This window comes from Psychrobacter sp. P11F6, assembly GCF_001435295.1.
Lineage (GTDB): Bacteria > Pseudomonadota > Gammaproteobacteria > Pseudomonadales > Moraxellaceae > Psychrobacter.
Genome location: NZ_CM003594.1, coordinates 824,959 through 850,284 on the forward strand (window position 1 = coordinate 824,959; position 25,326 = coordinate 850,284).

The window sequence follows — 25,326 nt, forward strand, 5'->3', positions numbered from 1 at the left end:
TAACGGTTAGATAGTTTCTAAATAATATTGTTTCTAAATAAGATAATTTCTAAACTATATGATTTCTAAATAATATTGTTTCTAAATAAGATAATTTCTAAACTATATGATTTCTAAATAATATAGTTTGAACCTTGGCTATGTGATTATAGTATCAACACACTTGCCAAACCCAAGAATGACATAAAGCCGACGATATCTGTCACGGTGGTTAAGATAACCGAGGCGGATAGGGCAGGGTCAATATTCATGCGTTTTAGGAGCAGTGGAATACTAATGCCTGACACATTGGCGGCGGTCATATTAATGGCAATGGCAAAACCAATGACGGCACTGATTTTAATGTCATGAAACCATAGTTGGGCAATAATCGCCATGATTATCGCCCATATGATACCGTTTATCGCGCCAACCCACAGCTCTTTATTTAATAACCACAAACGGTTGGAACCACCGATTTGACCCATCGCCATACCACGAATAACCACTGTCAGAGTTTGCGACCCAGCAATACCGCCCATACTCGCGACCACAGGCATGAGTATCGCCAGCGCCACCACTTTTGCCAGTACCGCCTCGAACTGACCAATCACAGCCGCAGCCAATAAGGCGGTACACAGGTTAATACCTAGCCAAATACTGCGGCTTTTAGCACTGGTTAAAATAGGCGCAAACAGCTCTTCATCTTGGCTGACACCCGCGAGGTTTTTCATGGTGCTATCGACATCATCTTGGATAATTTCCATGATGTCCTCGCCATTTAACTGACCGACCAACTCACCATGGCTATTAATAACGGGGGCAAAACGAATGTCCTCTGAGCGGAAAATCGCTGCGGCATCTTGGATGTCTAAGCGATCATTAATGGTGATGGCGTTATCAATCAATTCTGAGACTAAAGTAGTTTGATCATGTTTAATCAAATCGACCAGACTGAGCAGCCCGAGTAATTGTTGGCTTTGATCGACGACCAGCAGCTCTTGGCTTTCATCATCGAGCAAATCGTCATTTTCTCGTAGCCAGTTCTGTACTTCTGCAAGGGTGATATCATCCCTGATCTGAATGAGGTCAGGATCCATATAACGACCGACTTCCCAGTCAGCATAGGTGTCAAGCTTGTTGACCTGCAATCGGATGTCTTCATCCAAGGTTGCCATGACCGAGGTACGCACACTTTCGGTGACAGTATCTAAAATCTCAGAGATGTCTTGCGCATCAAGGTCTTGAGTAAATAAGGAAATATCTTTCGATGAGACGTTTTCTAACAGCGGCTGGCGTGTATCAAACTCTAACTCGGCAAGTACTTCGCCTTTGATGTTTTCTGGTACTTGTGCCCAAATCAATAAGCGATTTTGGCTAGGGAACGATTCTAATAGGCTCGCAATCTCATATTTGGACTGCTTTTCTAAAAACTCAGTAATCGCCTCGTATGCCTTGTCAGCAACCAAACTTTGCAGGTATAGAAGCTTATATTCGCCGCTATACTCTGCTGGATTGTAATCTCCCTGTAGCGTAGATGGTCGTTCCTGATCAGGCATAGGGGTAGGCATAAAGGTTCCAAAGTTTTTAGAAAGTATAAATAATAACAAACACTAAAATGTCGAATAAGTGCTAATTTCTCATGTCGCTAATTGGTGATGCTCTCAAGCGTTGAGCCTAACGCTAACGATTACCCAATAAAGCGCGAATATTAGCCAAGTATTCATCAGCAACGGCTTCTGGGTCTTTAGTCGCTTTTTTCTTTTTCGCCTTGGCTGGCCAGTCAATATGCTCTTCTGGTAACTCATCTAAAAACCTTGACTCAGAAGTGACACGCATCTGACCGCCCGCACGGCGCTGAGTTGCGAGCGTCAATGTCAGCTCTCGACGCGCACGAGTAATACCCACATACATCAAACGCCGTTCTTCTTCGACCGTCTCGCTTAGGATGGAATTGCGGTGCGGTAGCATTTCTTCCTCAAGCCCCATGATATACACAAAATCAAATTCCAAGCCTTTTGCTGCATGCAAGGTCATCAAGTTAACCTTGTTGGTATTTTCTTCTTCTTGCTGTTGCTCGAGCATATCTAGCAACACCAGCTTACGAATGATGGTATCAATGGTGCGATCTTCGTCTTCTTCGGCGCGATTAATCAATGATTGAATACTAGTGTAGAGCATATCAATATTATCGATACGGTTTTTTTCTTGTTGCGGGGTTTTGGCGTCGCTACGCACAAAGTCGATATAACCCGTTTCATCAATCATTTGGCGTACGATAGGCACAGGATCAGGATGCTGATCCAGCTCACGCGTATAATGTTCAATAAACTCACCAAACTCCTTTATCGTACCATAAGCCTTCGACGGCAAAACATGCGCGAGCCCTGCATGCGTACAAGAAGCGAGTAGCGAGATGCTATGCTCTTGTGAAAATAAGCCTAACTTCTCTAGCGTTGCTGGCCCCATTCCACGCTTAGGCGTATTGATAATACGTAAAAAAGCACTGTCGTCTTCAGGGTTCAGAATCAAACGCAGATAGCCCATGATGTCTTTAATTTCACTACGCGCAAAGAACGACTGACCACCCGACAACTTATAAGGCACTTGCAGTTGACGCAACTGCGCCTCTAGCATGCGCGCCTGAAAGTTACTGCGATAAAGAACGGCGTACTGCTCCCATTCATTACCGAAACGCAGTTTATGAGTGACAATCTCTTTTGCCACACGCTCAGACTCATCATCATCATTACGACAGTTAATAATGCGAATTTTTTCGCCTTGACCTTTATCTGACCAGAGTTTCTTTTCAAATAAATGCTCGTTATTGGTAATAACGGCATTGGCAGAGGTCAAAATACGCGTGGTCGAGCGATAGTTTTGCTCAAGCATGACGATTTTGAGTTTTGGGAAATCTTCTTTGAGTAGCGCCATGTTTTCAGGTTTTGCCCCGCGCCACGCATAGATAGATTGATCGTCATCGCCAACGACGGTAAAACGCCCTTGCGGTCCGACTAAGTATTTAATCATCTCATACTGGGCGGTGTTGGTATCTTGATATTCATCGACGAGCAAGTAACGAATACGGTTTTGCCATTTATCGCGCAGCTCTCTGTTTTCACGTAATATCTTGGTCGGCAGGACAATCAAATCATCGAAATCAACGGCGTTATAAGCACGCAAATTGCGCTCATATAAGGCATAGAGGGTTGCAAAAATCATGTCTTCTGGATCGTCTAAGGTTTCCATCGCCTTATCTGGTTCAATCAGATCGTTTTTCCAGTCAGAAATCATTTTAATGGCTTTGCCGACCAATTCACGACTTTCAGCGCCGCTTAAATTGTCGCGCATCATCAGCTCCATCAGCAAACGCTTACTGTCGTCGCTGTCCATGATGGAGAAGTTACCTTTGAGCGGGGTATGAATCAGCTCATAGCGCAAAAACTGTAGCCCAAATTGGTGAAAGGTAGACACCGTCAGCCCGCGAGTTTTTTCACTCGGCAGTAATTTACTGACACGGGCTTTCATCTCGCGCGCCGCTTTATTGGTAAAGGTCACCGCGGTAATGCGCTCGGCTGGCATGTTGCATTCTTCGATTAGATAGGCAATCTTGCGGGTAATCACCGATGTCTTACCGGAGCCGGCACCTGCTAGCACAAGCAATGGACCGGATACGTAAAGCATCGCTTCTTGTTGTTTGGGATTAAGTTGACTCATAAGGTGACCTGTAAGACAAAAGCAAAAAGAAAGCAAAAAAGACGAGTGTTGATATCAAGCGTTGCTCAGTGAGATAAAAACGGCACGTATGATGCAGATCGATAGCGCAAGACGGCAACATAGCATTATAGTTCGTTGCATCATCTCGATATCAAAACATGGCGTCGATAAGGTTAATCAACCTATCCGCTAATCACGCTCATGACCATTAATATTTTGTGACAATTAATCAAGAGCGCCATCGTTAAAACAGCCGCTGATACTAGCATGCAATTAGGCGGGTTATTATAAAGCAAAAACCGTCACATTGGGGAGGAGTTCAAGGATCGGCACCCAGTAAAAAAGCGTTAATTTTTCGTGACTTATACTATATATACTAGCGTCCATTCAAAAATGTGGATTTGGGCTTAATATAAGGTAACGTCTATATCATAATTCATGGCAAAAAAAACATGTTTCTTTCACCTATAAAGTGACCGTTCAATACAGTTAAAAACTAGCTTTTAGACACTGATATGCGTATAGTACGTAAATAATTTATGCCAGTTGTCTCGTCATTGTTGACCACGTGTAATGAGCTATTAAATCAATTAAATAAACTATCGAATATGATATTGATTTAATACGTTGATCTTACGTTGTTAGAAGATGCGTTAGGCGACCAGCCTTTCTCCGTTATATATCGGAGTATCTATAGTTGGTCATGTCTGACATCGTCGTCAATAAGCTTGATAATTGGTTATTACCAGCACAGTATCTATATGAGCCATTGAGTTATTAAGACCCAATGGGAGTTACTTTGTGTTTTCGTCTGCGTTATGCCAGTCGCCATTACCACTCTATAGTTTGTGAGTATGTGCGCTGCGCTTGACACTCGATTGGGTGAGGAGCACGTATTATCATGTCTGCTTTTAATTGGTCAGCCATTGCTTTTATCTTAGCCGCCATTGGGCTAGTGGTCTTTATGCTGGTTGTGCCGCGTTTGCTTGGCGGTCGCTCTCAGGGCTCACAAAAAGAAGAAGTATTTGAAGCGGGTGTTGTCGGAGCTGGCAACGCCCGTATTCGTTTGTCTGCCAAATTCTATTTGGTGGCAATCTTCTTCGTTATCTTTGATTTAGAAGCGCTATATTTATACGCTTATGCCGTTTCAGTACGTGAAGCAGGCTGGCTGGGCTTTGCCGCAGCCGCGATATTCATTACCATCTTGATCATAGGCTTGGTATACGAGCTCAGTCTGGGTGCGATGAATTGGGCACCATCGGACAAGCGCCGCAAGCAACCACGTCTATATGCAGCTCCGGCAGGTTTTAATTTGGCAGATATTACGCAGTTTGATGGCGTCGATGAGCTGATGGTCGATCCAACTGGCAAGATACCAGCCCAGTCTTCAGGGCAGATTAATGTCTCGAACAATATCGAGACCAACCGTCGTCACTTGCAAAATATCGATCATATTAATACTACTGGTAATGTGACTTCCATGGATTTTGCCACATCTGCGCAACAAGACAAAGTCAAACGCTAATCGCTTTTGACGGTCTTGTGGCACATTACTGCAAAATGGTCGCTTATTAATAATAGAAGTTAAGGCGATAGCGGAAGCAAGATGATTGCTGCGCTTCGCCTAATATAAAGGTTGTATGTTATGAAATACACATTAACAAAAGCCAACCCTGATGCAGATGTCTATCCTGCACAGACCAGTCAAACGGTCAATGATCCAATCGAAGACGAAGTGAATAAAAACGTCTTTATGGGTCGTCTCGAAGACCTTGTCCATTCAACAGCAAACTGGGGGCGCAAGCACTCACTTTGGCCATTTAACTTTGGTACCTCTTGCTGTTATGTCGAATATGCCACCACCCTAACCGCCGTTCATGATTTGTCACGCTTTGGTGCCGAAGTTATTCGCGCGTCGCCCCGTCAGGCAGACGTGATGATCGTTGCTGGTACTTGTTTTGTCAAAATGGCACCGGTTATTCAGCGCCTTTATGAGCAAATGCTTGAGCCAAAATGGGTTATCTCGATGGGTGCCTGTGCTAACTCGGGTGGTATGTATGATATCTATTCGGTCGTGCAAGGCGTGGACAAAATTATCCCTGTTGATGTCTATGTGCCCGGTTGTCCGCCGCGTCCAGAAGCGTTGATCCAAGGCTTGATGTTGCTGCAAGAGTCGATTACTAAAGAGCGTCGCCCGCTAGGTATTCATGTCAATGATCAGGGTATCTATCAGCCACAAATGACGCCTGAGCGTGACCGTAAGCAAGCAGATCGTATCGCTGTGAAAAACTTGCGTAGCCCAGACAGTATCTAATCAGCGAGCCTGTAGCCAAACTGCATGTGATAAATAGCATATTAGGCATAAATTGTTTAGTTATATCATGTTCTAGTTTGGCTCAATCATACACAATCCGTAAAAGTGCTCAGTACGCATATATTCATCGTAGTTCGCTTATGTTTAGCGTAGTTCAGTTATGATTAACATAGCTCGGTTAGGCTCAACATAGCTCAATGATGATTAATGAAGGAATACATCATTCATGGTCACGGTAGTTGAAAACATAGATCCTAATATTAAGCCTGTTCCAGCGGTTATCACCGAGCTGGAGCAGAAGTATGCCGGTAAGTTTGTCGTGCAGCACACTGTGGATGAGATTCCAACAGTGTGGGTCGCGCGTGCAGACTTATTAGATGTTCTCTTATTCCTACGTAAATTGCCCCAGCCATACGTCATGCTATTTGACTTGTCAGCGATAGATGAGCGTCTGCGCCAGCATCGCCAAGGTTTACCTGACAGCGATTTTACGGTGTTTTATCACTTGATGTCGCTTGAGCGTAATAGTGACGTACGTATTAAAGTCGCGCTGAGTGAAGACGATGTCAATGTACCGAGCGCTACGCAGATTTGGCCAAATGCCAACTGGTACGAGCGTGAAGTGTGGGACATGTTCGGTATTGTCTTTACGGGTCATCCGCATCTAACGCGTATCTTATTACCAAAGTACTGGGAAGGTCATCCGCTGCGTAAAGAGTATCATGCGCGCGCGACTGAATTTACCCCGTATTTCTTGAATACCGCCAAGCAACAATATGAGCAAGAAAACCTGCGTTTTGTCCCAGAAGAGTGGGGCATGAAGCGTTCAGGTCGTGATGAAGACTTTATGTTCTTGAACATCGGTCCTAACCATCCCTCTGCTCACGGTGCATTCCGTTTAGTGCTACAGCTTGATGGTGAAGAAGTCGTCGATTGTATCCCTGATATCGGTTATCACCATCGCGGCGCAGAGAAGATGGCTGAGCGTCAAACTTGGCATTCATTTATTCCTTATACCGACCGTATCGATTACCTCGGTGGCGTGATGAATGAGCTGCCGTACATCATGTCGGTCGAAAAGCTTGCAGGGATTACCATTCCGCCGCGCGCTGAGACTATCCGCGTAATGATGAGTGAGTTTTTCCGTATTACCAATAACTTACTGTTCGTCGGTACGTTTATTCAGGATGCGGGCGGCATGACCCCGGTATTCTATATGTTTACCGATCGCCAAAAAGCCTATGATGTCATAGAAGCCGTGACTGGTTATCGTATGCATCCCGCTTGGTTCCGTATCGGCGGTACGGCTGCTGATCTACCACGTGGCTGGCAGCGTCTGGTTCGCGAATTCTTAGATTGGATGCCAAAACGCTTGGACGAATATGTCAAAGCGGCATTGCAAAATAGCGTGCTCAAAGGTCGTACCCAAGGTGTTGCTCAGTACAATGCTAAGCAAGCACTTGCTTGGGGCGTGACGGGCGCTGGTCTGCGAGCAACAGGCGTTGACTTTGATCTCCGTAAAGCACGTCCGTATATGGGTTATGAAAATTACGACTTTGAAGTGCCAGTGGGTTACAACGGTGATGCGTATGATCGCTGTATGGTAAAAGTCGAAGAGATGCGTCAGTCATTGCGTATCATCCGCCAGTGCATGGATAACATGCCACAAGGCCCTTATAAAGCCGATCATCCACTAGCGGTACCACCGCCAAAAGACCGTACCTTAAACGATATTGAAACCTTGATTAATCACTTTATCTCAGTATCTTGGGGTCCTGTGATGCCAGCGGGCGAGTGTACGACGATTGTAGAAGCGACCAAAGGGTTGAACAGCTATTACATCACCTCGGATAAGGCGACGATGAGCTATCGTACCCGTATTCGTACGCCGACATTTGCGCATTTGCAGCAGATGCCATCGGTGATTAATGGCTCGCTCGTCTCTGATGCCATTATGTATTTGGCATCGATTGATATTGTAATGGCTGACTGTGATCGCTAATACTTTAGTCTAATACTTTGATCAGAAAATTATTTTTATTAAAGAAATACGTTTATCAATATATCATTGCCAAATGGCACACCAAAATGCTGATATCTTGCCATATAGCGACACTTATAAGACTGTCGCTATTAGCTGATAAAGCGTGATGAGTGAGGACAGATAGAAGACTATGAAAATTGTTTCCGACAAAATGCCAAAAGTAGATGTGGCAAGCATTCTCACTAGCGAGGAAATTGCGGCTATTCATGAGTTTATGCACCATTACCCGCAAGCACGTGCTGCTTCGCTAGACGCGCTAAAAATCGTGCAAAAGCGCAACGGCTGGGTCGATGACGCACAAGTGAATGCCATTGCCAATATTCTAGACATTCCGATGTCAGATATGGACGGGGTTGCTACTTTCTTTAACCGTATTTATCGTCAGCCTGTCGGTCGCCACGTCATCCTTATTTGTGATTCAGTGGCTTGTTTTTTGACAGGTTATGAAGCGTTATCAGCTGAAATCAGATCGCAGCTGGGTATTGAGTATGGTCAGACGACGGCTGATGGTCGTTTTACGCTATTGCCAATTTGCTGCTTAGGTAACTGTGACAAAGGCCCTGCTGTGTTGATTGACGAAGACACCTATGGCCCTGTCCAGCCCGAAGAAGTCACGCAATTATTGGAGCTATACGCATGAGATTAACGCTTTCAGAGCAGATTGCTCAACGTAGCCAAGGCAAAGCACCTAGCCAGCTTAATGAGCAGCGCATTCCAATTTATGGTGATAAAGCAACAGCGACTAGCGAAACAAAACCGTTAACATGGCGTCTAGCACATCATGATGCCGTACTAGATTTGACCACCTATGAGTCGTTAAAAGGCTTTGATGGCTTAAAGCAAGCTTTGAGTCAATCGCCTAAAGAAGTTGGCAATATGATTAAAGCTGCCAACGTCAGGGGTCGCGGCGGTGCAGGCTTTAATGCTGGTTTGAAATGGACATTCATGTCACCACCAGATGGCTTGCCACGTTATCTCATTTGTAATGCCGATGAGATGGAACCGGGCACGTTTAAAGATCGTCTATTGATGGAGCGTCTACCGTTTCAGCTGATTGAAGGTATGTTGATTACCGCACATGCGATTGGTGCAACGGACGGGTATATCTTTATCCGTGGTGAATACATTTTAGCTGCCCAGCGTTTGGTCGCTGCTATCGAAGAATGCTTGGCCAATAATCTAATGGGCAAGAACATTCTAGGCTCAGACTTTAGCTTTAACTTGCACGTGCATACGGGTGCTGGCCGCTATATTTGCGGTGAAGAAACGGCACTGATTAATTGCTTGGAAGGTCGCCGTGCTAATCCACGTACTAAACCCCCATTCCCACAAATTTCTGGTGCATGGGGTCGTCCAACGGTAGTCAATAACGTTGAAACCTTGTGTAACATGCCAGCCATTCTAAACCATGGCGTCGAATGGTATCAGTCATTATCTAACATCAAAGGCAAGAGCCAGACACCGGGTACCAAACTGTTCGGTTGTTCAGGCTTAGTTAACGATCCAGGCCTGTGGGAATTACCGTTTGGTTATACAGCACGCGAAATCATTGAAGATTTAGCGGGTGGTATGATCGATGGCAAAACATTAAAAGCTTGGCTGCCGGGCGGTGCCTCTACTGACTTTTTAACCACTGAGCATTTAGATGTGGTGGTGGATTTTGACACCATTCAAAAAGCAGGTAGCCGTATGGGTACTGGTCTGATTATGGTCGTGGATGAAGCACAAGATATGGTGCCACTCGTTCGTAATCTCGAGATTTTCTTCCAACGTGAATCTTGTGGTTGGTGTACGCCATGCCGTGACGGTCTGCCTTGGGGTGTCAAATTGCTTACCGCTATTAATGATGGTGAAGGGCAAGTGGGTGATGTAGAAAAACTAGAAGGCCTCACGCGTGACTTATGGATTGGTAAAACATTCTGTGCACATGCGCCGGGTGCGATGGAACCACTGATGAGTGCGATTAAATATTTCCGTCCAGAGTTTGATCAAAAGATCGCGCAGGCGGTTGGTGTCGATGTCATTGATGCGGCAGCCAATCAACAGCCAGAAGTGAAATAAGGAGAGCGGCATGGCAGTCATACATATTGATGGAACCACTGTCGAAGTAGATAGCGCAGATAACTTGCTACAAGCCTGCTTATCACTCGGCATTGATGTGCCGTATTTTTGTTATCATCCAGCCCTTGGCTCAGTAGGCTCGTGCCGTCAGTGCGCGGTCAAGCAGTTTCAAAATAAAGAAGATATGGAAGCAGGTCGTGGTCGTCTTGTGATGTCATGTATGGTCGCTCCGGGCGATGACATGTATATCTCTGTCACTGACGATGAATCCAAAGCATTCCGCAAGTCGATGGTTGAGTTACTGATGACCAACCATCCACATGACTGTCCAACTTGCGAAGAGGGCGGACATTGCCATTTGCAAGACATGACCTATATGTCAGGTCATAGCCGTCGTCGTTATCGCTTTACCAAACGCACGCATCATAACCAAGAGCTTGGCCCATTCATCGCGCATGAGATGAACCGCTGTATCGCTTGCTATCGCTGTGTCCGTTTTTATAAAGACTACGCAGGCGGCGAAGATTTGGGTGTTTACGGCTCAAACAATCGCGTCTACTTTGGTCGTGATAAAGATGGCCAGTTCGAAAGCGAATTCTCAGGTAACTTAACGGAAGTATGCCCAACGGGTGTCTTTACCGATAAAACGCACTCTGAGCGTTATAACCGTAAATGGGACATGCAGTATGCGCCAAGCATCTGTCATGGTTGCTCAGCAGGTTGTAATATCTCACCGGGTGAGCGTTATGGTGAATTACGCCGTATTGAAAACCGCTATAACGGTGAAGTAAACCGCTATTTCTTATGTGACCGTGGCCGCTTCGGTTATGGCTATGTCAATCGTGACGATCGCCCAACCCAAGCGCTTGAACGTATCAACGATAAGCATGTCAAAATCAATATTGACTATGCACTCGATGAGACCATCAAACGTATCAAAGATAAAAAAGTCATTGGCATTGGCTCACCGCGTGCCAGTTTAGAGACCAACTTTGCGCTAAAAAACCTCGTTGGCTTTGATAAGTTTTCAACGGGTCTCAATCATCAGCAGCAAGCACTGGTCAATAAATGCATCGAAGTATTAAGTACTGATGGCATTTATAACCCTAGCATGACTGATATCGAAAGTTATGATGCGGTGTTGGTATTGGGTGAAGATATCACCCAAACTTCATCACGTGTCGCGTTGTCAGTACGCCAAGCGGCAAAAAATGAAGGCCTGAAAATGGCAGCGGCGTTGCAAACGCAGCCGTGGCTTGCCGAGCCTGTTAAACGTATTGCTCAAGATGCGTTAAGCCCAGTTTATGTCATCGACGTGGTACAGACTAAGCTAGAAGACATCAGTAAAGTCAGTGTCGTAGCAACGCCTGAAGACATCACTAAACTTGGCTTTAAAGTCGCTGATGAAATTGCCAATTTCGCTGATGATTTCGCAGAAATCGCAGACCTACAAGCAGCTAAGCAAGATGTCGATACTGCTATTAGTACTAGTGCCAGTACTGAGACTGACGGTATGCAAGCATTAGCGAAGCAAATCGCTTATGACTTGATTCAAGCGGATAAGCCACTGGTTATCTCGGGCAGTAGTTTGTCGTCTACCGCACTGATAGAAGCAGCGGCGCAGATTACTCAAGCATTGACCCAAAAACGCTCAGCCATTAAAGCGACTGAACAGCAGCAAGTGGACACGCATAATGCTCAAGTTCGTGATGAGCAAGCGCAAATAGAAGATAAAGAGCTATCTGCTAAGCCAAACAAACCTGAAACCGGTGTTGATACAGAAACGCAAGACAATGTAGAACGCGCTCCTGCTAAAAAACTTGAGCTGAAAGAAGTGAATAATAAATATCAGGCACAAGCAGGTATTTACTTAACAGTTATCGATGCCAATAGCATGGGTGTTTGCATGCTTGGCGGTCAATCAGTAGAAGAGCTGCTGGCCACTGATTTTGATGTGGTGATTGTTGCCGAAAATCAGCTAACAGATGCCATCGATGCCAGTAAGTTGACTCAACTATTAGCCGACAAAACCGTCATTGCGTTAGATCATCAGCTCCTTGATTGGCATAAAGGTGTCGATATTGTATTGCCAGCGGCTAGTTTTGCAGAAGCAGACGGTACGTTGATATCGGCTGAAGGTCGTGCACAGCGCTTCTTCCAAGTTTACGACAACGAATACTATCATCCAATGAGCAGTATTAAAGAAGGCTGGCGCTGGTTACATGCCGTGCATAGCAGCATCGAAGGTCGTGATGTCGATTGGACGCAGCTAGATGACGTCATCAATGCATTAATTGCTACACATCCTAAGCTTGCTGGTATTAAAAATGCTGCTCCTGATGCCGATTACCGTATGACGGGTCTTAAGATTGCACGTCAGCCGCGCCGTTATTCAGGTCGTACCGCTATGCGTGCACCGATATCTGTGCATGAGCCGATGCAGCCAAAAGATTTAGACACCGGTTTGACCTTTTCAATGGAAGGTTATAGTGGTAAAGAAACGCCAAGCTCGATGATTCCTTTTGCCAATGCGGCAGGTTGGAACTCACCACAAGCGTGGAATAAATACCAAGACAAGGTCGGTGGTCATCTAAAAAATGGCGACCCAGGTGTGCGCATGTTCGATCAGCTAGCACGTTTAGAAACACGTCAATATGTTGCACCAGATGCTATGTCTGCGACGACGACGGATATGCAGCAAGGACAAGCCAAACTGGTGCCTATCCATAATATCTATGCCAGCTCTATGATGGCGTCACGTAGCCCAGTGGTTGCGGAGCAACTGCCTGTTGCTGCATGGCGTATCGGGATGGATGATGCTAAGGACTGGAACATCGCTAATGGCGATTACTTAGCGATTGAGATTGATAAGCAACAAATCACCTTGCCAGTACAGATTGTCGGTTATTTAGCAGAAGGCTGTATTGGTTACCCAGTTGGTCAGGTGAGTATTATTCATCCATCAATGCCAGCGTCGGTTCGCAAAGTGGATGCACCAGTGACGATGTTGGGTAGCATGGCTAACGATATGATGAACAATAACGATGCTGCGCAAATGAACACAGCACCGACCACCACACAGGAGGTGTAATATGCAAGTTACCCGTATTATCCCTGATGTGCCAAGCTTCTTGGCTGGTAGCATGAGCTTTGATGCTTGGTCCATTTTATTTATGGTCGGGCAATCACTGGTCATCTTCTTGGTCGTGGTTATGGTTGCCGCTATGATGATTGTCTATGAGCGCCGCATGCTAGCTTTATGGCAGGACCGTTACGGTCCAAACCGCGTCGGACCCTTTGGTTCGTTGCAGCTGGTTGCTGATATGCTAAAAATCTTCTTTAAAGAAGATTGGACGCCAAACTTTACCGATAAGTTTATGTTCACGTTGGCACCTGCGGTCGCAATGTTTACCGCATTGGCCTCATTTGCCATCATTCCTATCTCGCCAACGCTTGGTGTGGCTGATTGGGATATCGGTATTCTGTTCTTCTTTTCGATGGCAGGTATTGCCGTCTATGCAGTCATGTTCGGTGGTTGGGCCTCTGCTAACAAATTCTCGTTACTTGGTGGTTTGCGCTCTGCTGCACAGACGATCAGTTATGAAGTCTTCTTGGGCTTATCACTGATGGGTGTAGTGGCATTAACCGGCTCATTTAACTTGCGCGCCATTGTTGAGGCGCAAATCGACGGCTGGTATATCATTCCGCAGTTTTTTGGCTTTTTGACATTTGTGGTAGCTGGCGTGGCAGTAACGCACAGACATCCATTTGATCAGCCAGAAGCAGAGCAAGAGCTGGCTGAAGGCTATCATGTTGAATATTCTGGCATGAAGTTTGGTATGTTCTTTATCGGAGAATATGTCAACGTTGTCCTGATTTCTGCATTGATGACTTGCTTGTTTTTTGGCGGTTGGTTGGCACCTTTTAATTTAGATATTCCATTTATTCCACCAGCTTTTTGGTTCATGATTAAAACGCTGTTCTTTATGACCATGTTTATTTTGGCTCGAGGCTCACTCATGCGTCCGCGTTATGATCAAGTGATGAACTTTGGCTGGAAAGTTTGTCTGCCAGTAACGCTGATTAATCTGTTGGTTACTGCTGCGGTCATTTTGATCTTTTCCCCAACGTTGTAATCATCACTAGTAGCCATCACTAGCCATCATTGATGAACTAGGGTAAAGCTGATAAGGATAATAATCCCATGTTTACTACCATAAAAAAGACCGTCATTGGACTATTTACCATTGTCCGCAGCATGTGGATGGTCAATAGTCATGCGCTTAGGCCACGTGACACCATCCTTTATCCTGAGGTGCCAGTACCTGTGCCGCCGCGTTTTCGTGGACGTATTGTCCTAACGCGTGACCCTGATGGAGACGAGCGCTGTGTGGCTTGTAACTTGTGTGCGGTGGCATGCCCGGTAGGGTGTATCTCCTTACAAAAAGCGGAACGTGAAGACGGTCGTTGGTATCCAGAGTTTTTTCGAATTAACTTTTCGCGCTGTATTTTTTGTGGATTGTGTGAAGAGGCGTGTCCAACGACAGCCATTCAAATGACGCCTGACTTTGAGTTGGGTGAATATAAGCGCCAAGACTTGGTCTATGAAAAAGAGCATTTGCTCATTTCAGGGCCGGGTAAATATCCTGATTATAACTATTATCGTGTGACGGGTATGGCGGTAGCGGACAAACCAAAAGGCGCAGCACAAAACGAAGCTGCACCGATTGATCTAAGGAGCTTGCTACCATGATGAATATTTTGAACCATCCTGAACTGGCTGGGTTTTATTCGCTTGCAGCAGTGGCCATATTTGCCAGTCTGCGCGTCGTGACTCAAGCCAATCCAGTGCATGCTATCTTATCGATGATTGTGTCGTTACTGGCAATCGCAGGGATATTTTTTGTACTAGGCGCGCCATTTGCTGGTGCGCTTGAAGTGGTCGTTTATGCCGGCGCCATTATGGTGCTGTTCGTCTTTGTCATCATGATGCTTAATTTAGGTATGAGCAATGATGAGCGTGAAGAGCGCTGGCTTGATGCTGGTACTTGGGCGCTACCGACAGGGTTAACGATTATTATCGCGGTTGTGCTGTATGCGATGATTGGTATGGGTCATGACGAAGCGGCAATGATTGGTGGCTCGACAATATCTGCCAAAGCAGTCGGTACGGTGCTATTTACTAAATATGTGATGTTGATAGAAGTGGCTGCATTGCTACTATTGGCAGCCTTAGTCGCCGCTTATCATCTGGGCAAAGAGTCTATCGCTGATGAGGTTACTGTTAATGCAAACCACAGTAATGGTAGTCAAGGATCTAATGCTAATGTTGCGAGTATCAAACACTACGATGATCACGGCATGCCGATAGATGCTGACGCGGCGAAAATGGCAGAACCTTACGAATATAAAGATGTTGACCCGCATGACTATGTAAGTATGAATGTAGGTACGCAGCTGGGTGTGAATAAAGTCACGCGCAAGGAGTCAGACTAATGGTACTAGCAGCGAGCGTGGCACAAGATGTGTCAAACGTGCCGTTTGCCCACGAGGTAGCAGGCTTAGTACAGCCCGTTGCTGAGGCGCAGAATGTACTGGGCATGATACCCATGAGTCATGGACTGATTTTGGCAGGTATCTTATTTGCCATTGGTCTGTGCGGCGTCATGGTACGACGTAACTTCCTATTTATGCTAATGAGCCTTGAGATCATGATGAATGCAACAGCATTAGCATTTGTGGTGGCAGGCAGTCGTTGGGTTGATCCAGATGGACAGATTATGTTTATCTTTATTTTGACCTTGGCAGCAGCAGAGGCCGCCATTGGTTTGGCAATATTATTGCGGTTTTATCATCAGCGTGGGCATCTCGATGTCGATAGCGCCAATGAGATGAAAGGATGATGTCATGAGTTTATTACCATTAACCTTTATATTCCCGCTCGTTGGCTTTTTGATTTTAGCCTTTATGCGCGACAAGCTAACAGAGCAGGTGGCAGCGATTGTCGGTGTCGGTAGTATGCTGTTATCAGCACTATGCACGCTAATCGTTAGTTATACTTTTTTGACCAATAATCCAGCAGGAACGGTCATAGAGATTCCGCTGTGGACATGGTTCCAAGTCGGAGATTTTGCCCCAAGTTTCGGTCTGAGTTTTGATGGTTTGGCACTGACGATGACGGGTGTCATCACTGGGATTGGCTTTTTAATCCATCTCTTTGCCGCTTGGTATATGAAAGGTGACACTGGCTTTGCCCGTTTCTTTAGCTATATGAACTTGTTCGTCGCCAGCATGTTATTGCTAGTCTTGGCAGATAACTTGTTCTTGCTTTATCTTGGCTGGGAAGGCGTTGGTATCTGTTCGTACTTACTGATCGGTTTTTATTACCATGACCGCGCCAATGGTCTTGCAGCGATGAAAGCCTTTACGGTGACGCGCGTAGGTGATGTATTCTTAGCCTTCGGTCTGTTTTTGTTATTCCGCGAATTCGGTACGCTTAATATTCAAGAAATTATTACTCGTGCGCCAGAAGTGTTTGATATCAACAATCCAACGATGATGTTGACCACCATGATGTTGGTTGGCGGCGCGATGGGTAAATCAGCGCAGCTGCCATTACATACATGGCTTGCTGATGCGATGGCAGGTCCGACGCCAGTATCAGCGCTTATTCACGCGGCAACGATGGTCACGGCAGGTGTTTATTTAATCGCTCGCTTACATCCATTGTTTGAGCTGACCCCTGGTATTTTATTATATTGGGTCGGCGGCGTAGGGGCGTTGACGTTGGTCGTTGCTGGATTCTGTGCACTGGCACAAACTGACATCAAACGTATTCTTGCTTATTCAACGATGAGCCAAATCGGCTATATGTTTTTAGCACTCGGCGTTGGCGCGTGGCAAGGCGCTATCTTCCATTTGATGACCCATGCTTTCTTTAAAGCCCTGTTATTCTTATCATCAGGTGCGGTTATCCTTGCGGTACACCATGAGCAAAACATCTTTAAGATGGGCGGTCTACGTAAAAAGATACCGTTGGTATTTTGGTGCTATATCGTCGGTGGCGGTGCCCTTGCGGCGATACCTTGGGTCACGGTCGGTTTTTACTCTAAAGAAGCGATTCTTTGGGAGAGTTATGCAACCGGTCACATGGTTTTATTCTATATGGGTGTATTCGGTGCTTTCTTAACCGCGCTTTATACTTTCCGTATGATTTGGATTATTTTCTTTGGTGAAGAAAAGACCCATGCACACAAATTATCAGGTGTGTCATATTGGCTGCCACTTAGTGTGTTGCTCGTATTATCAACGGCAGTGGGCGCATTTATTACCCCGCCATTACAAGGCGTCTTGCCAGAGAGTGTTGGGCATTTATTGGAAGTCGCTGGTCAAGCGCATGGTAAGCATACGGCTGAGTTTATCGCCATGGGTGCGATGGCAGCAGGCTTGATATTAGCGGCGCTATTATATGTGGTGGATAAAGGTCGCATGCTCACCCGCTTTAAGCACTCACGTGTTGGTGGGGCGCTATATCACTGGTGTTATCATGGTCTAGGTTTTGATGCGCTATACGATGTAATTTTTGTAAAACCCTTTTTGTTCATCGGCCGCTTATTTAAAGCCGACCCTATCGATAAAGCGTGGCTCGTCTTGCCTAAGCTGGCATCTGCTGGTAATAAGGTATTGTCTGCGACGCAAACTGGGTCACTTCGAGGTTACGCTGCAAGCTTTGGCTTGGGCATGGCTGTATTACTAGTGCTGGTAATGATGACGGTGGTATAAGATGATTGAGTTACAACAAACGTGGATGCTACCAGCATTAATTGCAATTCCCTTTATTGCCGGGTTGTTATGTTGGTTGGTCGAGCGCTTTAATAAACGTCTGCCGCGATGGATTGCTCTAATCGGTATGACGTTGACCTTTGTATTGTCGCTAGTGATGTGGCAATACGGCGACTTTAGCGGTATGAGTAAACAAGTCATTGCGCCAGACGCTGCTGTGCCTTGGGTCGCTGAATTTAGTGTGCCATGGATACCGACTTTTGGTATTAGCTTCCATTTAGCGATGGATGGCTTGTCACTGATGATGGTGGCGTTGACAGGATTGCTCGGTATTGCTGCAGTGGCTTGTTCGTGGAATGAGATTCAGCGTCGAGTCGGCTTTTTCCATCTCAACCTTTTGTGGAGTTTGGGCGGCGTCATTGGTGTTTTCTTAGCCATTGATCTGTTCCTATTCTTCTTCTTTTGGGAGATGATGCTGGTTCCTATCTACTTCTTGATCGCTATTTGGGGTCATGATGTGGTTGGCAAAACCAAGGAATACGCAGCGACTAAGTTCTTTATTTATACTCAAGCGTCTGGGCTTATTATGCTGGTCGGCATTTTGATATTGGTCATTATCAGCTACGCTCAAAAAGGGGTGGTTAGCTTTAATTATAATGATTTGCTCGGTACGTCACTTGGCGGCTGGGAATATCCGATCATGCTGTGCTTCTTTATTGGCTTTGCTGTTAAGCTGCCTATTATCCCGTTCCACGGTTGGTTGCCAGATGCGCATGCACAAGCACCAACGGCAGGTTCGGTGGATTTGGCAGGGGTTTTGATTAAAACCGCCGCTTATGGTTTGATTCGTTTCGTGTTGCCGTTATTCCCAGCAGCATCACAAGATTTTGCGCCGATTGCGATGACCTTAGGTACGATTGGTATCTTCTATGGTGCATGGCTCGCCTTTATGCAGACCGATATGAAGCGTTTGCTGGCTTATACCAGTATCTCGCATATGGGCTTTGTGGTATTAGCAATTTATGCTGGAACTTTACTCAGCTTACAAGGTCTGATGATTCAGATGCTGGCACATGGCTTAAGCTCAGCAGCGCTATTCATCATGGCAGGGCAGTTATATGAGCGTCTACATACGCGCGATCTAACCTTGATGGGTGGTATGTGGGGTCAGTTCCGTTACTACGCACCGATACTGATGTTCTTCTGTGCCGCGTTGCTCGGTATTCCGGGGACAGGTAACTTCATCGGCGAGTTCATGATTTTATTTGGTGCTTTTGCTCAGTATCCAGTATTTGTGGTCTTTGCAACATTCAGTCTGGTACTAGCAGGGCTATACTCGCTTATTTTGATTCACCGTGCACTATTTGGCAAAAACAACATCGAAGCAGTCGCCATGCAAGAAACCAAGTCACATGGTTTGCCTACGCGTCCATTAAAAGATTTGGGCAAGCGTGAGCTGTCATTGTTATTGATGCTCGCTGCAGGTTTGGTCTGGCTCGGTCTATATCCACAGCCGTTCCTTGATACTTCAAGTCATGCAATGCAGTGGATCAATAACGCTTATATATACAGTCAAGTCACACAAGTAGATGCGTCGCAACTGCTTGATGCAATGGAGGCACGTTAAGTCATGAATGATATTACGATGAATGATTTGATGGGATTGTTGCCTTATGCGCCAATCATTGCCGTCGTTATTACGGTATTGGTGGTCATGATTGCCATCGCAATTAAACGCTCACATATGGTGACTGGTACGATAACGGTCGTCGGCTTAAATATTGGTCTGTTTACCCTCATTGGGCAAATGACAGGTATGGTAAATAGCGGTACTCTTGTGCCTAATGCTGAGCAGTTATTCGTGATCGATAACTTTGCTCAGTTTAATATGGTGATTATTTTTATCTGTGCATTGGCTTGTTGTACGCTCTCTTATGCGTATTTAGCCAACCTCAAGGATAATAAAGAAGAGCTATATTTGCTAATGTTGCTATCGACGATTGGTGCTTTACTGATGGTCAGTGCTCAGCATTTAGCGTCATTCTTTATGAGCTTAGAGATGCTGTCTATACCGCTATACGGCATGCTGTCATATACCTATATGCGCAACCGCTCACTCGAGTCAGGGCTGAAATACTTGGTGCTATCAGCGACGGCATCGGCGACATTGCTCATGGGTATGGCATTTATCTATGCCGAAGTAGGCTCGCTCGCCTTTAAGCCAATCAGTATGGTATTAGGTGATGTTTTTGAGTCGCCACTTCTGATACTTGGTGCGGCGATGATGATGTTCGGTATCGCCTTCAAACTCTCTGCTGCGCCGCTTCATATGTGGACACCAGATGTTTACGAAGGCGCTCCAGCACCAATCGCTACCTTTTTAGCATCGGTATCAAAAGTAGCCATGATGGGCTTGGCGGTTCGTTTCTTAATTGATACGTCTTTATTGGCATTGCCATCGGTGCAAATGCTGTTAATGGTCATGGCAACTTTATCTATTTTGATCGGTAACTTATTAGCAGTACGTCAAACCAGCCTCAAACGCCTATTGGGTTATTCATCCATTGCCCATATGGGTTATGTGTTGATTGTCATCGTCAGTATCGGCGCGGCAGCGGATAGTATCTCTAGTATGTATATGGCTGTTTATGCATTAACCTCTATCGGTGCCTTTGGTGTTGTGACCTTGATGTCGAGCCCTTATCGTTTATCTGGTGAGGCTGATGAGCTGACCCATTATCAAGGGCTGTTTTGGCGTCGTCCCGTATTGACTGCGGTTATGACTATTATGATGTTGTCATTGGCGGGTATTCCTTTGACGGCAGGCTTTATTACCAAGCTATTTGCGATATTGGCAGCGGTACAAGGAACTAATTGGTTCTTGGCAGCGATGATTATCTTGGGTAGTGCGATCGGCTTATTCTATTACTTGCGCGTGATGCTCACCCTCTTTAAACGTCCGAAACAGTTCATTGAGTTTGACGTTTCTAGCCAATGGGCGATGCGTACTGGCGGGATCATGGTTATTGCGGTGACCGCGATGATTATCTTCTTTGGTATCTTGCCAAACAGCATGATTGAATGGGCAAGTCTGGCACGTATTTGGTAAATAGCAAAAGGGTAAGTAGGGGTATACTGATACCGCTGCTTATCTGTTATTACGGTCAGAAACCCAAGATGCGCCAGCTTTATGATAAGCTTGGCGCATCTTTTATTTTGTGTCGTTCAAAGTCTTGATAAAAATAATGATTACTAAAAAGTGAGTCGATAATTCTTATGAGTGATAATATTCAGACAGTAACCGTGCTTAGTAAGACCACGTGGACGCAAAATCTATTTAGCTTCACTGTCAGCCGTCCTGATAGCTTTAAGTTTACTGCGGGTCAATTTGTGCGTTTGGGCGTCAATCCCAGTCAATTAAAATATTATAAACAGCAGTGTGCAGCAGGTAATGCAGTTGCTAATCAAGAACAGAATGAAAAACTAAACGAAGACATCTTTCGGGCTTATTCCATCGTTTCTTCACCTTTTGATGAGGTGCTAGAATTCTTCTCTATCGTAATTCCTGATGGCGCATTTACGTCGCAGTTGCAGCATTTAGAAGTGGGCGATGAGCTGCTGCTTAATACCATGCCGTTTGGTTTTTTGACGTTAGCACGTTATCAAAAGCCTTTACCAAAAGACTTGTGGTTGCTCGCGACTGGAACGGGATTGGCACCATTTTTATCAATGTTACAAGATTTGCAGACGTGGGAAGATTACGAGCACATCATCTTGGCTTATAGTGCGCGCTCGATAGAAGAGCTTGCCTATATCGACAAGATTGAAAGTTTGCAAGAAGACTTTGGTTCTTTGGTTGAAAATCCTGCAAAACTAATCTTTATTCCTATCGTTACCCGTGAACCTGTCGAAGGCGCCCTGACAGAGCGTCTGCCCAAGCTGCTGCTAGATGGTACGCTGCAAGAGCGAGCAGGGATTGCCTTGGATGTTGATAGCACGCACGTCATGTTATGTGGCAATCCAGACATGGTGGAAGATACCAAAGAAGCGCTCAAGACTTTAGGTTTGGTGATGAATCGTCGCGGCGAGGGCAATATTGCGGTAGAAAATTACTGGTAGTTGCATGATTGATGACGGCACGCTTTAGAAGCCATTGAAAATTTGCATGATAAAAAAGCGCTGACGCTAAAAGACAACAATAGTCTCTAAGTGTTAGCGCTTTTTTGCTAAGTCAAAAACGTCTTTTTATACTGAGGGATTTATACTTGACTCGGTTCGGTCGCATCATCTATTGGGTTAATAGGGCCTTGCATCAGCTCAGGCTCATCATCATCGCCGATAATATCTTCGTTACTGCTGGCAGCCAATAAATCACGATAATTGATTTGAGTTTTCAAAATCATTTGCTCTTCTTCAAGCTCGCCATAGTTGACTTGAACTTTATGTAAAGTGCTCATAATTTTTTTGTTCTTTTTTAACCAGCGATTGATGTCAAGGTAGATAACCTCGTCTTTTGCACGGGCGATATTGATATAGGAGAGAATAAAGCCTAATGGGTCTTTTTTCAGAATAGTGTGATAAAACCAAATAAACAGTTTGATACCTTGGCGCTTAATAAACGACTCACAACGTAGATTTAGCACATCAGTATAAGTCTGTTGACCAAAGACAAATCGCTGGACGTTACGATCGAGCTGTACCTGAATCAAACTAAAATTACTCGCCACCTCTGCATAAATGCCACCAGCATCGACCGTACAGTATAAGCGAAACCAGTCATCATGCATCTCAACACGTAGCTCTAAGATGGCTTTTACATTATCAGTGACGAACTTCTGCAGCGCATCATTGACATAAATCTGTGCCACTGGCAGCGACAACTCATCTTCGAATTTATCAGTCGTTCTATGATATATCTGTTTGATTGATTGGGTAAGGCGCTCCCAACCATCGCTAAATGATTCGTCGAAACGATAGCCCATATTTTCAAAAAATTCATCAAAATTGTCTGAATTATCCCTGTTATCAAAATCACTCAAACTTATTATCCTTATAATTATAGGGGAGGTAGCTGACTCAATGGCATAAAGAGCGACTGATTAAAAAATGACAGACAGACTGTTCTTTAATGAAAGCTGGCTAGTGGTCATTGTATGCGTTTTTGCTAAATCAGCCCTGTCTATTCACGCCTGTTTAACCCGCCCTAATGACACAAAAATTATAAAACAGTATATAACAAATATGATGGCTTCAAAATGGACACATGGGTTTTGTCGCAAATCATTTAATTGGCAATGCTTATATGTTCAAAATGCGGTCTAGCGATGACATAACCGTATTGGTGTTATATCATTTTTGCTGGTTACGCTCGTCAATAAATTGACCAAAGAAGATAAGTAATGTGTGAGCGGATTAAAATAAGTCGGCAACGGTTGTGCTAGCGACAGAATTCTATGTCATGTTATGATAGCGCCAGCATAAATCCTGCCCATTATCATAACGCTTATTACTTGCTGTCTTGTATTTATAAGCTCATATTCATAAGCTGAGACCCATTGTGGCCTATATCAAAGATTCACAAAGCTATCATTTTTCCGCGCAAGCACCTAAGCGGGATGTTAGTTTACCAGTGGCTATCGTTATCGCTGTGGCCGTACACGCCATTATTATTTTTGGTATTGGCTTTTCGATGGGCAAAGATCCTGCAGCAATGATGCAAGATGTGGCAAAAGCGCTAACCGACAATATGCAGCCAAATGAAGACGCTCACTTTATTGCTAATGCCTCCCAAGAAGGTGGCGGCACAGTGGAGGAGCAATTAAGACAAGAGAACGACCAAATCAGCCCATTGTCTGCTGAGCAAATAAGTGAGACGCAAGATGTGATTAGCCTGCAGCGTCAAGTCCGCCAGCAGCATTATCAAGAAAGCTATCTGCGTACCACCTTAAGCTGGCGTCAAGCGAGCGTGGAGTCTGATAATGATAGCAAGCAAGCACAAGATGATATGATGGCGCAAGAAGAGCGTCTGCGTAAACAAATTGCTACTTTAGAGACACAGCTGTCTCAACGTCAGCAAGTCTATGCAACCAAATCAAAAGTCGTGACGGTCGATAGCAACTCGACGACGCGTGGTGCCGCGGCTGATTATATTAATACCTTCCGTGAGCATGTCGAACGCATTGGGAATTTGCATTATCCCATGCAGGCACGGGCTCAAGGTATCACGGGCGAAGTGCGCCTTATGGTCATCATCAGTAGTGATGGTAATATTAAAGCCATACGTCTGCTTGAAAGCTCCAACTCCACATTACTAGATGAAGCAGCAAAGCAGTCGGTGCGCCAAGCAGCACCCTTTGGTAAATTCACCAAAGACATGGAAGATATTGTTGAGCTGCGTTTGATACGTACCTATCGTTACAGCGATAAAGTGGATGTTACTTATTAGGGCGTGTTGAATATATAGATGATGAGCGTTAGCTACGCTGCAAACAGATAAGATACCAATATTTATAACAAACGAATACCACACACCGCTATAAAATAAAGAGTCAGTATGGAATTTTTAGGTTTTACAATAGATGTTGCCAACTTAACCAGTAACGCATTAAGCTTGGTCATTAAAGTTGCGCTAGCGATATTAATATTCGTCGTAGGTCGCTGGCTTGCCAAAAAGGCAGTCACCGTTGCTCACAAAATGATGTTGCGTAGTCGCTTAGATGACACCGTTGCGAACTTTTTAGGTCGTTTAATCTACGGAGTGTTACTGGTCGTGGTTGCATTAGCTGCCTTGAGTAAGGTTGGCGTACAGACCACCTCAGTCGTCGCTATATTGGGCGGTGCCGCAGTAGCCATTGGTCTGTCACTAAAAGATCAGTTGTCTAACTTTGCCGCTGGCATCATGATTGTGACGTTTCGCCCCTTTGTGCGCGGCGATTATGTGCAAATCAGCAGCTACACAGGGACCGTAACAGAAATCACTTTGGTCAATACCCACCTAACGACGATAAACAATCACGATATCATTATCCCAAATAGTGATATTACGACTTCAGCCGTGACGAACTATACGGCGCTACCCAACCGCCGTGTCGATATCACGGTCGGTATTGGCTATGATGCCGATATCAAAACTGCCAAAAACGTGATGTTGAATTTGGCAAAAAATAATCCGTTGGCCTTTACAGACCCTGAACCTATCGTACGCGTCACCAATTTGGGTGATAACTCAGTAGACTTGACGCTCAATATTTGGACAACCAATGCTGACTGGTGGACCATGCAGTGTGATTTGCTGGAGCAATTCAAATACGCCTTAGATGATGAAAAAATCGACATTCCATTCCCGCAGCGTAATGTCCATGTCAAAGGACTGGATCAGATGATTAATCAGATGAGTCAAGCACAAAAGCTACCGATGACCAAAGATTAG

19 protein-coding genes are annotated in these 25,326 nt (G+C 45.1%); 16 read left to right on the plus strand and 3 right to left on the minus strand.

Annotated features, from left to right (window positions below):
* Nucleotides 1-146 precede the first annotated feature (146 nt).
* Both mgtE and AK822_RS03530 read right to left on the minus strand, forming a co-directional pair.
* A complete protein-coding gene (gene mgtE / locus AK822_RS03525; protein ID WP_087945548.1) occupies nucleotides 147-1,550 on the minus strand; it encodes a magnesium transporter in 1,404 nt (467 codons plus the stop codon).
* Between the two features lie 112 nt (nucleotides 1,551-1,662).
* A complete protein-coding gene (locus AK822_RS03530; protein ID WP_060490569.1) occupies nucleotides 1,663-3,696 on the minus strand; it encodes a UvrD-helicase domain-containing protein in 2,034 nt (677 codons plus the stop codon).
* A 901-nt stretch (nucleotides 3,697-4,597) separates the two neighbouring features.
* Here AK822_RS03530 and ndhC point away from each other — a divergent pair.
* The 14 genes from ndhC to AK822_RS03600 all read left to right on the plus strand — a co-directional run bounded on the left by ndhC (nucleotide 4,598) and on the right by AK822_RS03600 (nucleotide 22,016).
* Nucleotides 4,598-5,221: an NADH-quinone oxidoreductase subunit A gene (ndhC, locus tag AK822_RS03535; protein ID WP_055124534.1), complete on the plus strand. Its 624-nt coding sequence runs from the start codon at nucleotides 4,598-4,600 to the stop codon at nucleotides 5,219-5,221.
* A 120-nt stretch (nucleotides 5,222-5,341) separates the two neighbouring features.
* On the plus strand, nucleotides 5,342-6,010 hold the full coding sequence (locus AK822_RS03540) for a NuoB/complex I 20 kDa subunit family protein (RefSeq protein WP_025653094.1): 669 nt from the start codon (nucleotides 5,342-5,344) through the stop codon (nucleotides 6,008-6,010).
* Nucleotides 6,011-6,236: 226 nt separating this feature from the next.
* Complete coding sequence (gene nuoC / locus AK822_RS03545; RefSeq protein WP_060490570.1) at nucleotides 6,237-8,012, plus strand: NADH-quinone oxidoreductase subunit C/D; 1,776 nt, start codon at nucleotides 6,237-6,239, stop codon at nucleotides 8,010-8,012.
* A 172-nt stretch (nucleotides 8,013-8,184) separates the two neighbouring features.
* Complete coding sequence (gene nuoE / locus AK822_RS03550; RefSeq protein ID WP_045444735.1) at nucleotides 8,185-8,694, plus strand: NADH-quinone oxidoreductase subunit NuoE; 510 nt, start codon at nucleotides 8,185-8,187, stop codon at nucleotides 8,692-8,694.
* Nucleotides 8,691-10,115, plus strand: a complete 1,425-nt coding sequence (gene nuoF / locus AK822_RS03555) for an NADH-quinone oxidoreductase subunit NuoF (protein WP_060490571.1) — start codon at nucleotides 8,691-8,693, stop codon at nucleotides 10,113-10,115. The genes nuoE and nuoF overlap by 4 nt, the downstream gene beginning before the upstream one ends.
* Nucleotides 10,116-10,125: 10 nt before the next feature.
* Nucleotides 10,126-13,206, plus strand: coding sequence for an NADH-quinone oxidoreductase subunit NuoG (gene nuoG, locus AK822_RS03560; RefSeq protein WP_060490572.1), 3,081 nt, complete (start codon nucleotides 10,126-10,128; stop codon nucleotides 13,204-13,206).
* A 52-nt stretch (nucleotides 13,207-13,258) separates the two neighbouring features.
* Nucleotides 13,259-14,251 (plus strand): NADH-quinone oxidoreductase subunit NuoH, encoded by a 993-nt coding sequence (gene nuoH / locus AK822_RS03565; protein ID WP_205628072.1) that lies wholly within the window; start codon nucleotides 13,259-13,261, stop codon nucleotides 14,249-14,251.
* A 68-nt stretch (nucleotides 14,252-14,319) separates the two neighbouring features.
* A complete protein-coding gene (nuoI, locus tag AK822_RS03570) occupies nucleotides 14,320-14,868 on the plus strand; it encodes an NADH-quinone oxidoreductase subunit NuoI (protein WP_045444743.1) in 549 nt (182 codons plus the stop codon).
* A complete protein-coding gene (nuoJ, locus tag AK822_RS03575; RefSeq protein ID WP_060490574.1) occupies nucleotides 14,865-15,611 on the plus strand; it encodes an NADH-quinone oxidoreductase subunit J in 747 nt (248 codons plus the stop codon). The genes nuoI and nuoJ overlap by 4 nt, the downstream gene beginning before the upstream one ends.
* Nucleotides 15,612-15,709: 98 nt before the next feature.
* A complete protein-coding gene (gene nuoK / locus AK822_RS03580; RefSeq protein ID WP_045445153.1) occupies nucleotides 15,710-16,018 on the plus strand; it encodes an NADH-quinone oxidoreductase subunit NuoK in 309 nt (102 codons plus the stop codon).
* 4 nt (nucleotides 16,019-16,022) lie between these two features.
* On the plus strand, nucleotides 16,023-17,897 hold the full coding sequence (gene nuoL / locus AK822_RS03585) for an NADH-quinone oxidoreductase subunit L (protein WP_060490575.1): 1,875 nt from the start codon (nucleotides 16,023-16,025) through the stop codon (nucleotides 17,895-17,897).
* A gap of 1 nt (nucleotide 17,898) precedes the next feature.
* The gene (gene nuoM / locus AK822_RS03590; protein ID WP_060490576.1) at nucleotides 17,899-19,524 is read left to right on the plus strand and encodes an NADH-quinone oxidoreductase subunit M; all 1,626 of its coding nucleotides are present in this window, start codon (nucleotides 17,899-17,901) and stop codon (nucleotides 19,522-19,524) included.
* A 3-nt stretch (nucleotides 19,525-19,527) separates the two neighbouring features.
* The gene (nuoN, locus tag AK822_RS03595; protein WP_060490577.1) at nucleotides 19,528-21,006 is read left to right on the plus strand and encodes an NADH-quinone oxidoreductase subunit NuoN; all 1,479 of its coding nucleotides are present in this window, start codon (nucleotides 19,528-19,530) and stop codon (nucleotides 21,004-21,006) included.
* Nucleotides 21,007-21,173: 167 nt separating this feature from the next.
* Nucleotides 21,174-22,016, plus strand: a complete 843-nt coding sequence (locus AK822_RS03600) for a ferredoxin--NADP reductase (protein ID WP_060490578.1) — start codon at nucleotides 21,174-21,176, stop codon at nucleotides 22,014-22,016.
* 140 nt (nucleotides 22,017-22,156) lie between these two features.
* Here the strand turns inward: AK822_RS03600 and AK822_RS03605 are convergent, their stop codons facing one another.
* The gene (locus AK822_RS03605) at nucleotides 22,157-22,936 is read right to left on the minus strand and encodes a hypothetical protein (RefSeq protein WP_060490579.1); all 780 of its coding nucleotides are present in this window, start codon (nucleotides 22,934-22,936) and stop codon (nucleotides 22,157-22,159) included.
* A gap of 518 nt (nucleotides 22,937-23,454) precedes the next feature.
* On the opposite strand from AK822_RS03605, the gene AK822_RS03610 reads away from it, so the two are divergent.
* Both AK822_RS03610 and AK822_RS03615 read left to right on the plus strand, forming a co-directional pair.
* Nucleotides 23,455-24,342: an energy transducer TonB gene (locus AK822_RS03610; RefSeq protein ID WP_060490580.1), complete on the plus strand. Its 888-nt coding sequence runs from the start codon at nucleotides 23,455-23,457 to the stop codon at nucleotides 24,340-24,342.
* Nucleotides 24,343-24,450: 108 nt separating this feature from the next.
* Nucleotides 24,451-25,326, plus strand: a complete 876-nt coding sequence (locus tag AK822_RS03615; RefSeq protein WP_045451667.1) for a mechanosensitive ion channel family protein — start codon at nucleotides 24,451-24,453, stop codon at nucleotides 25,324-25,326.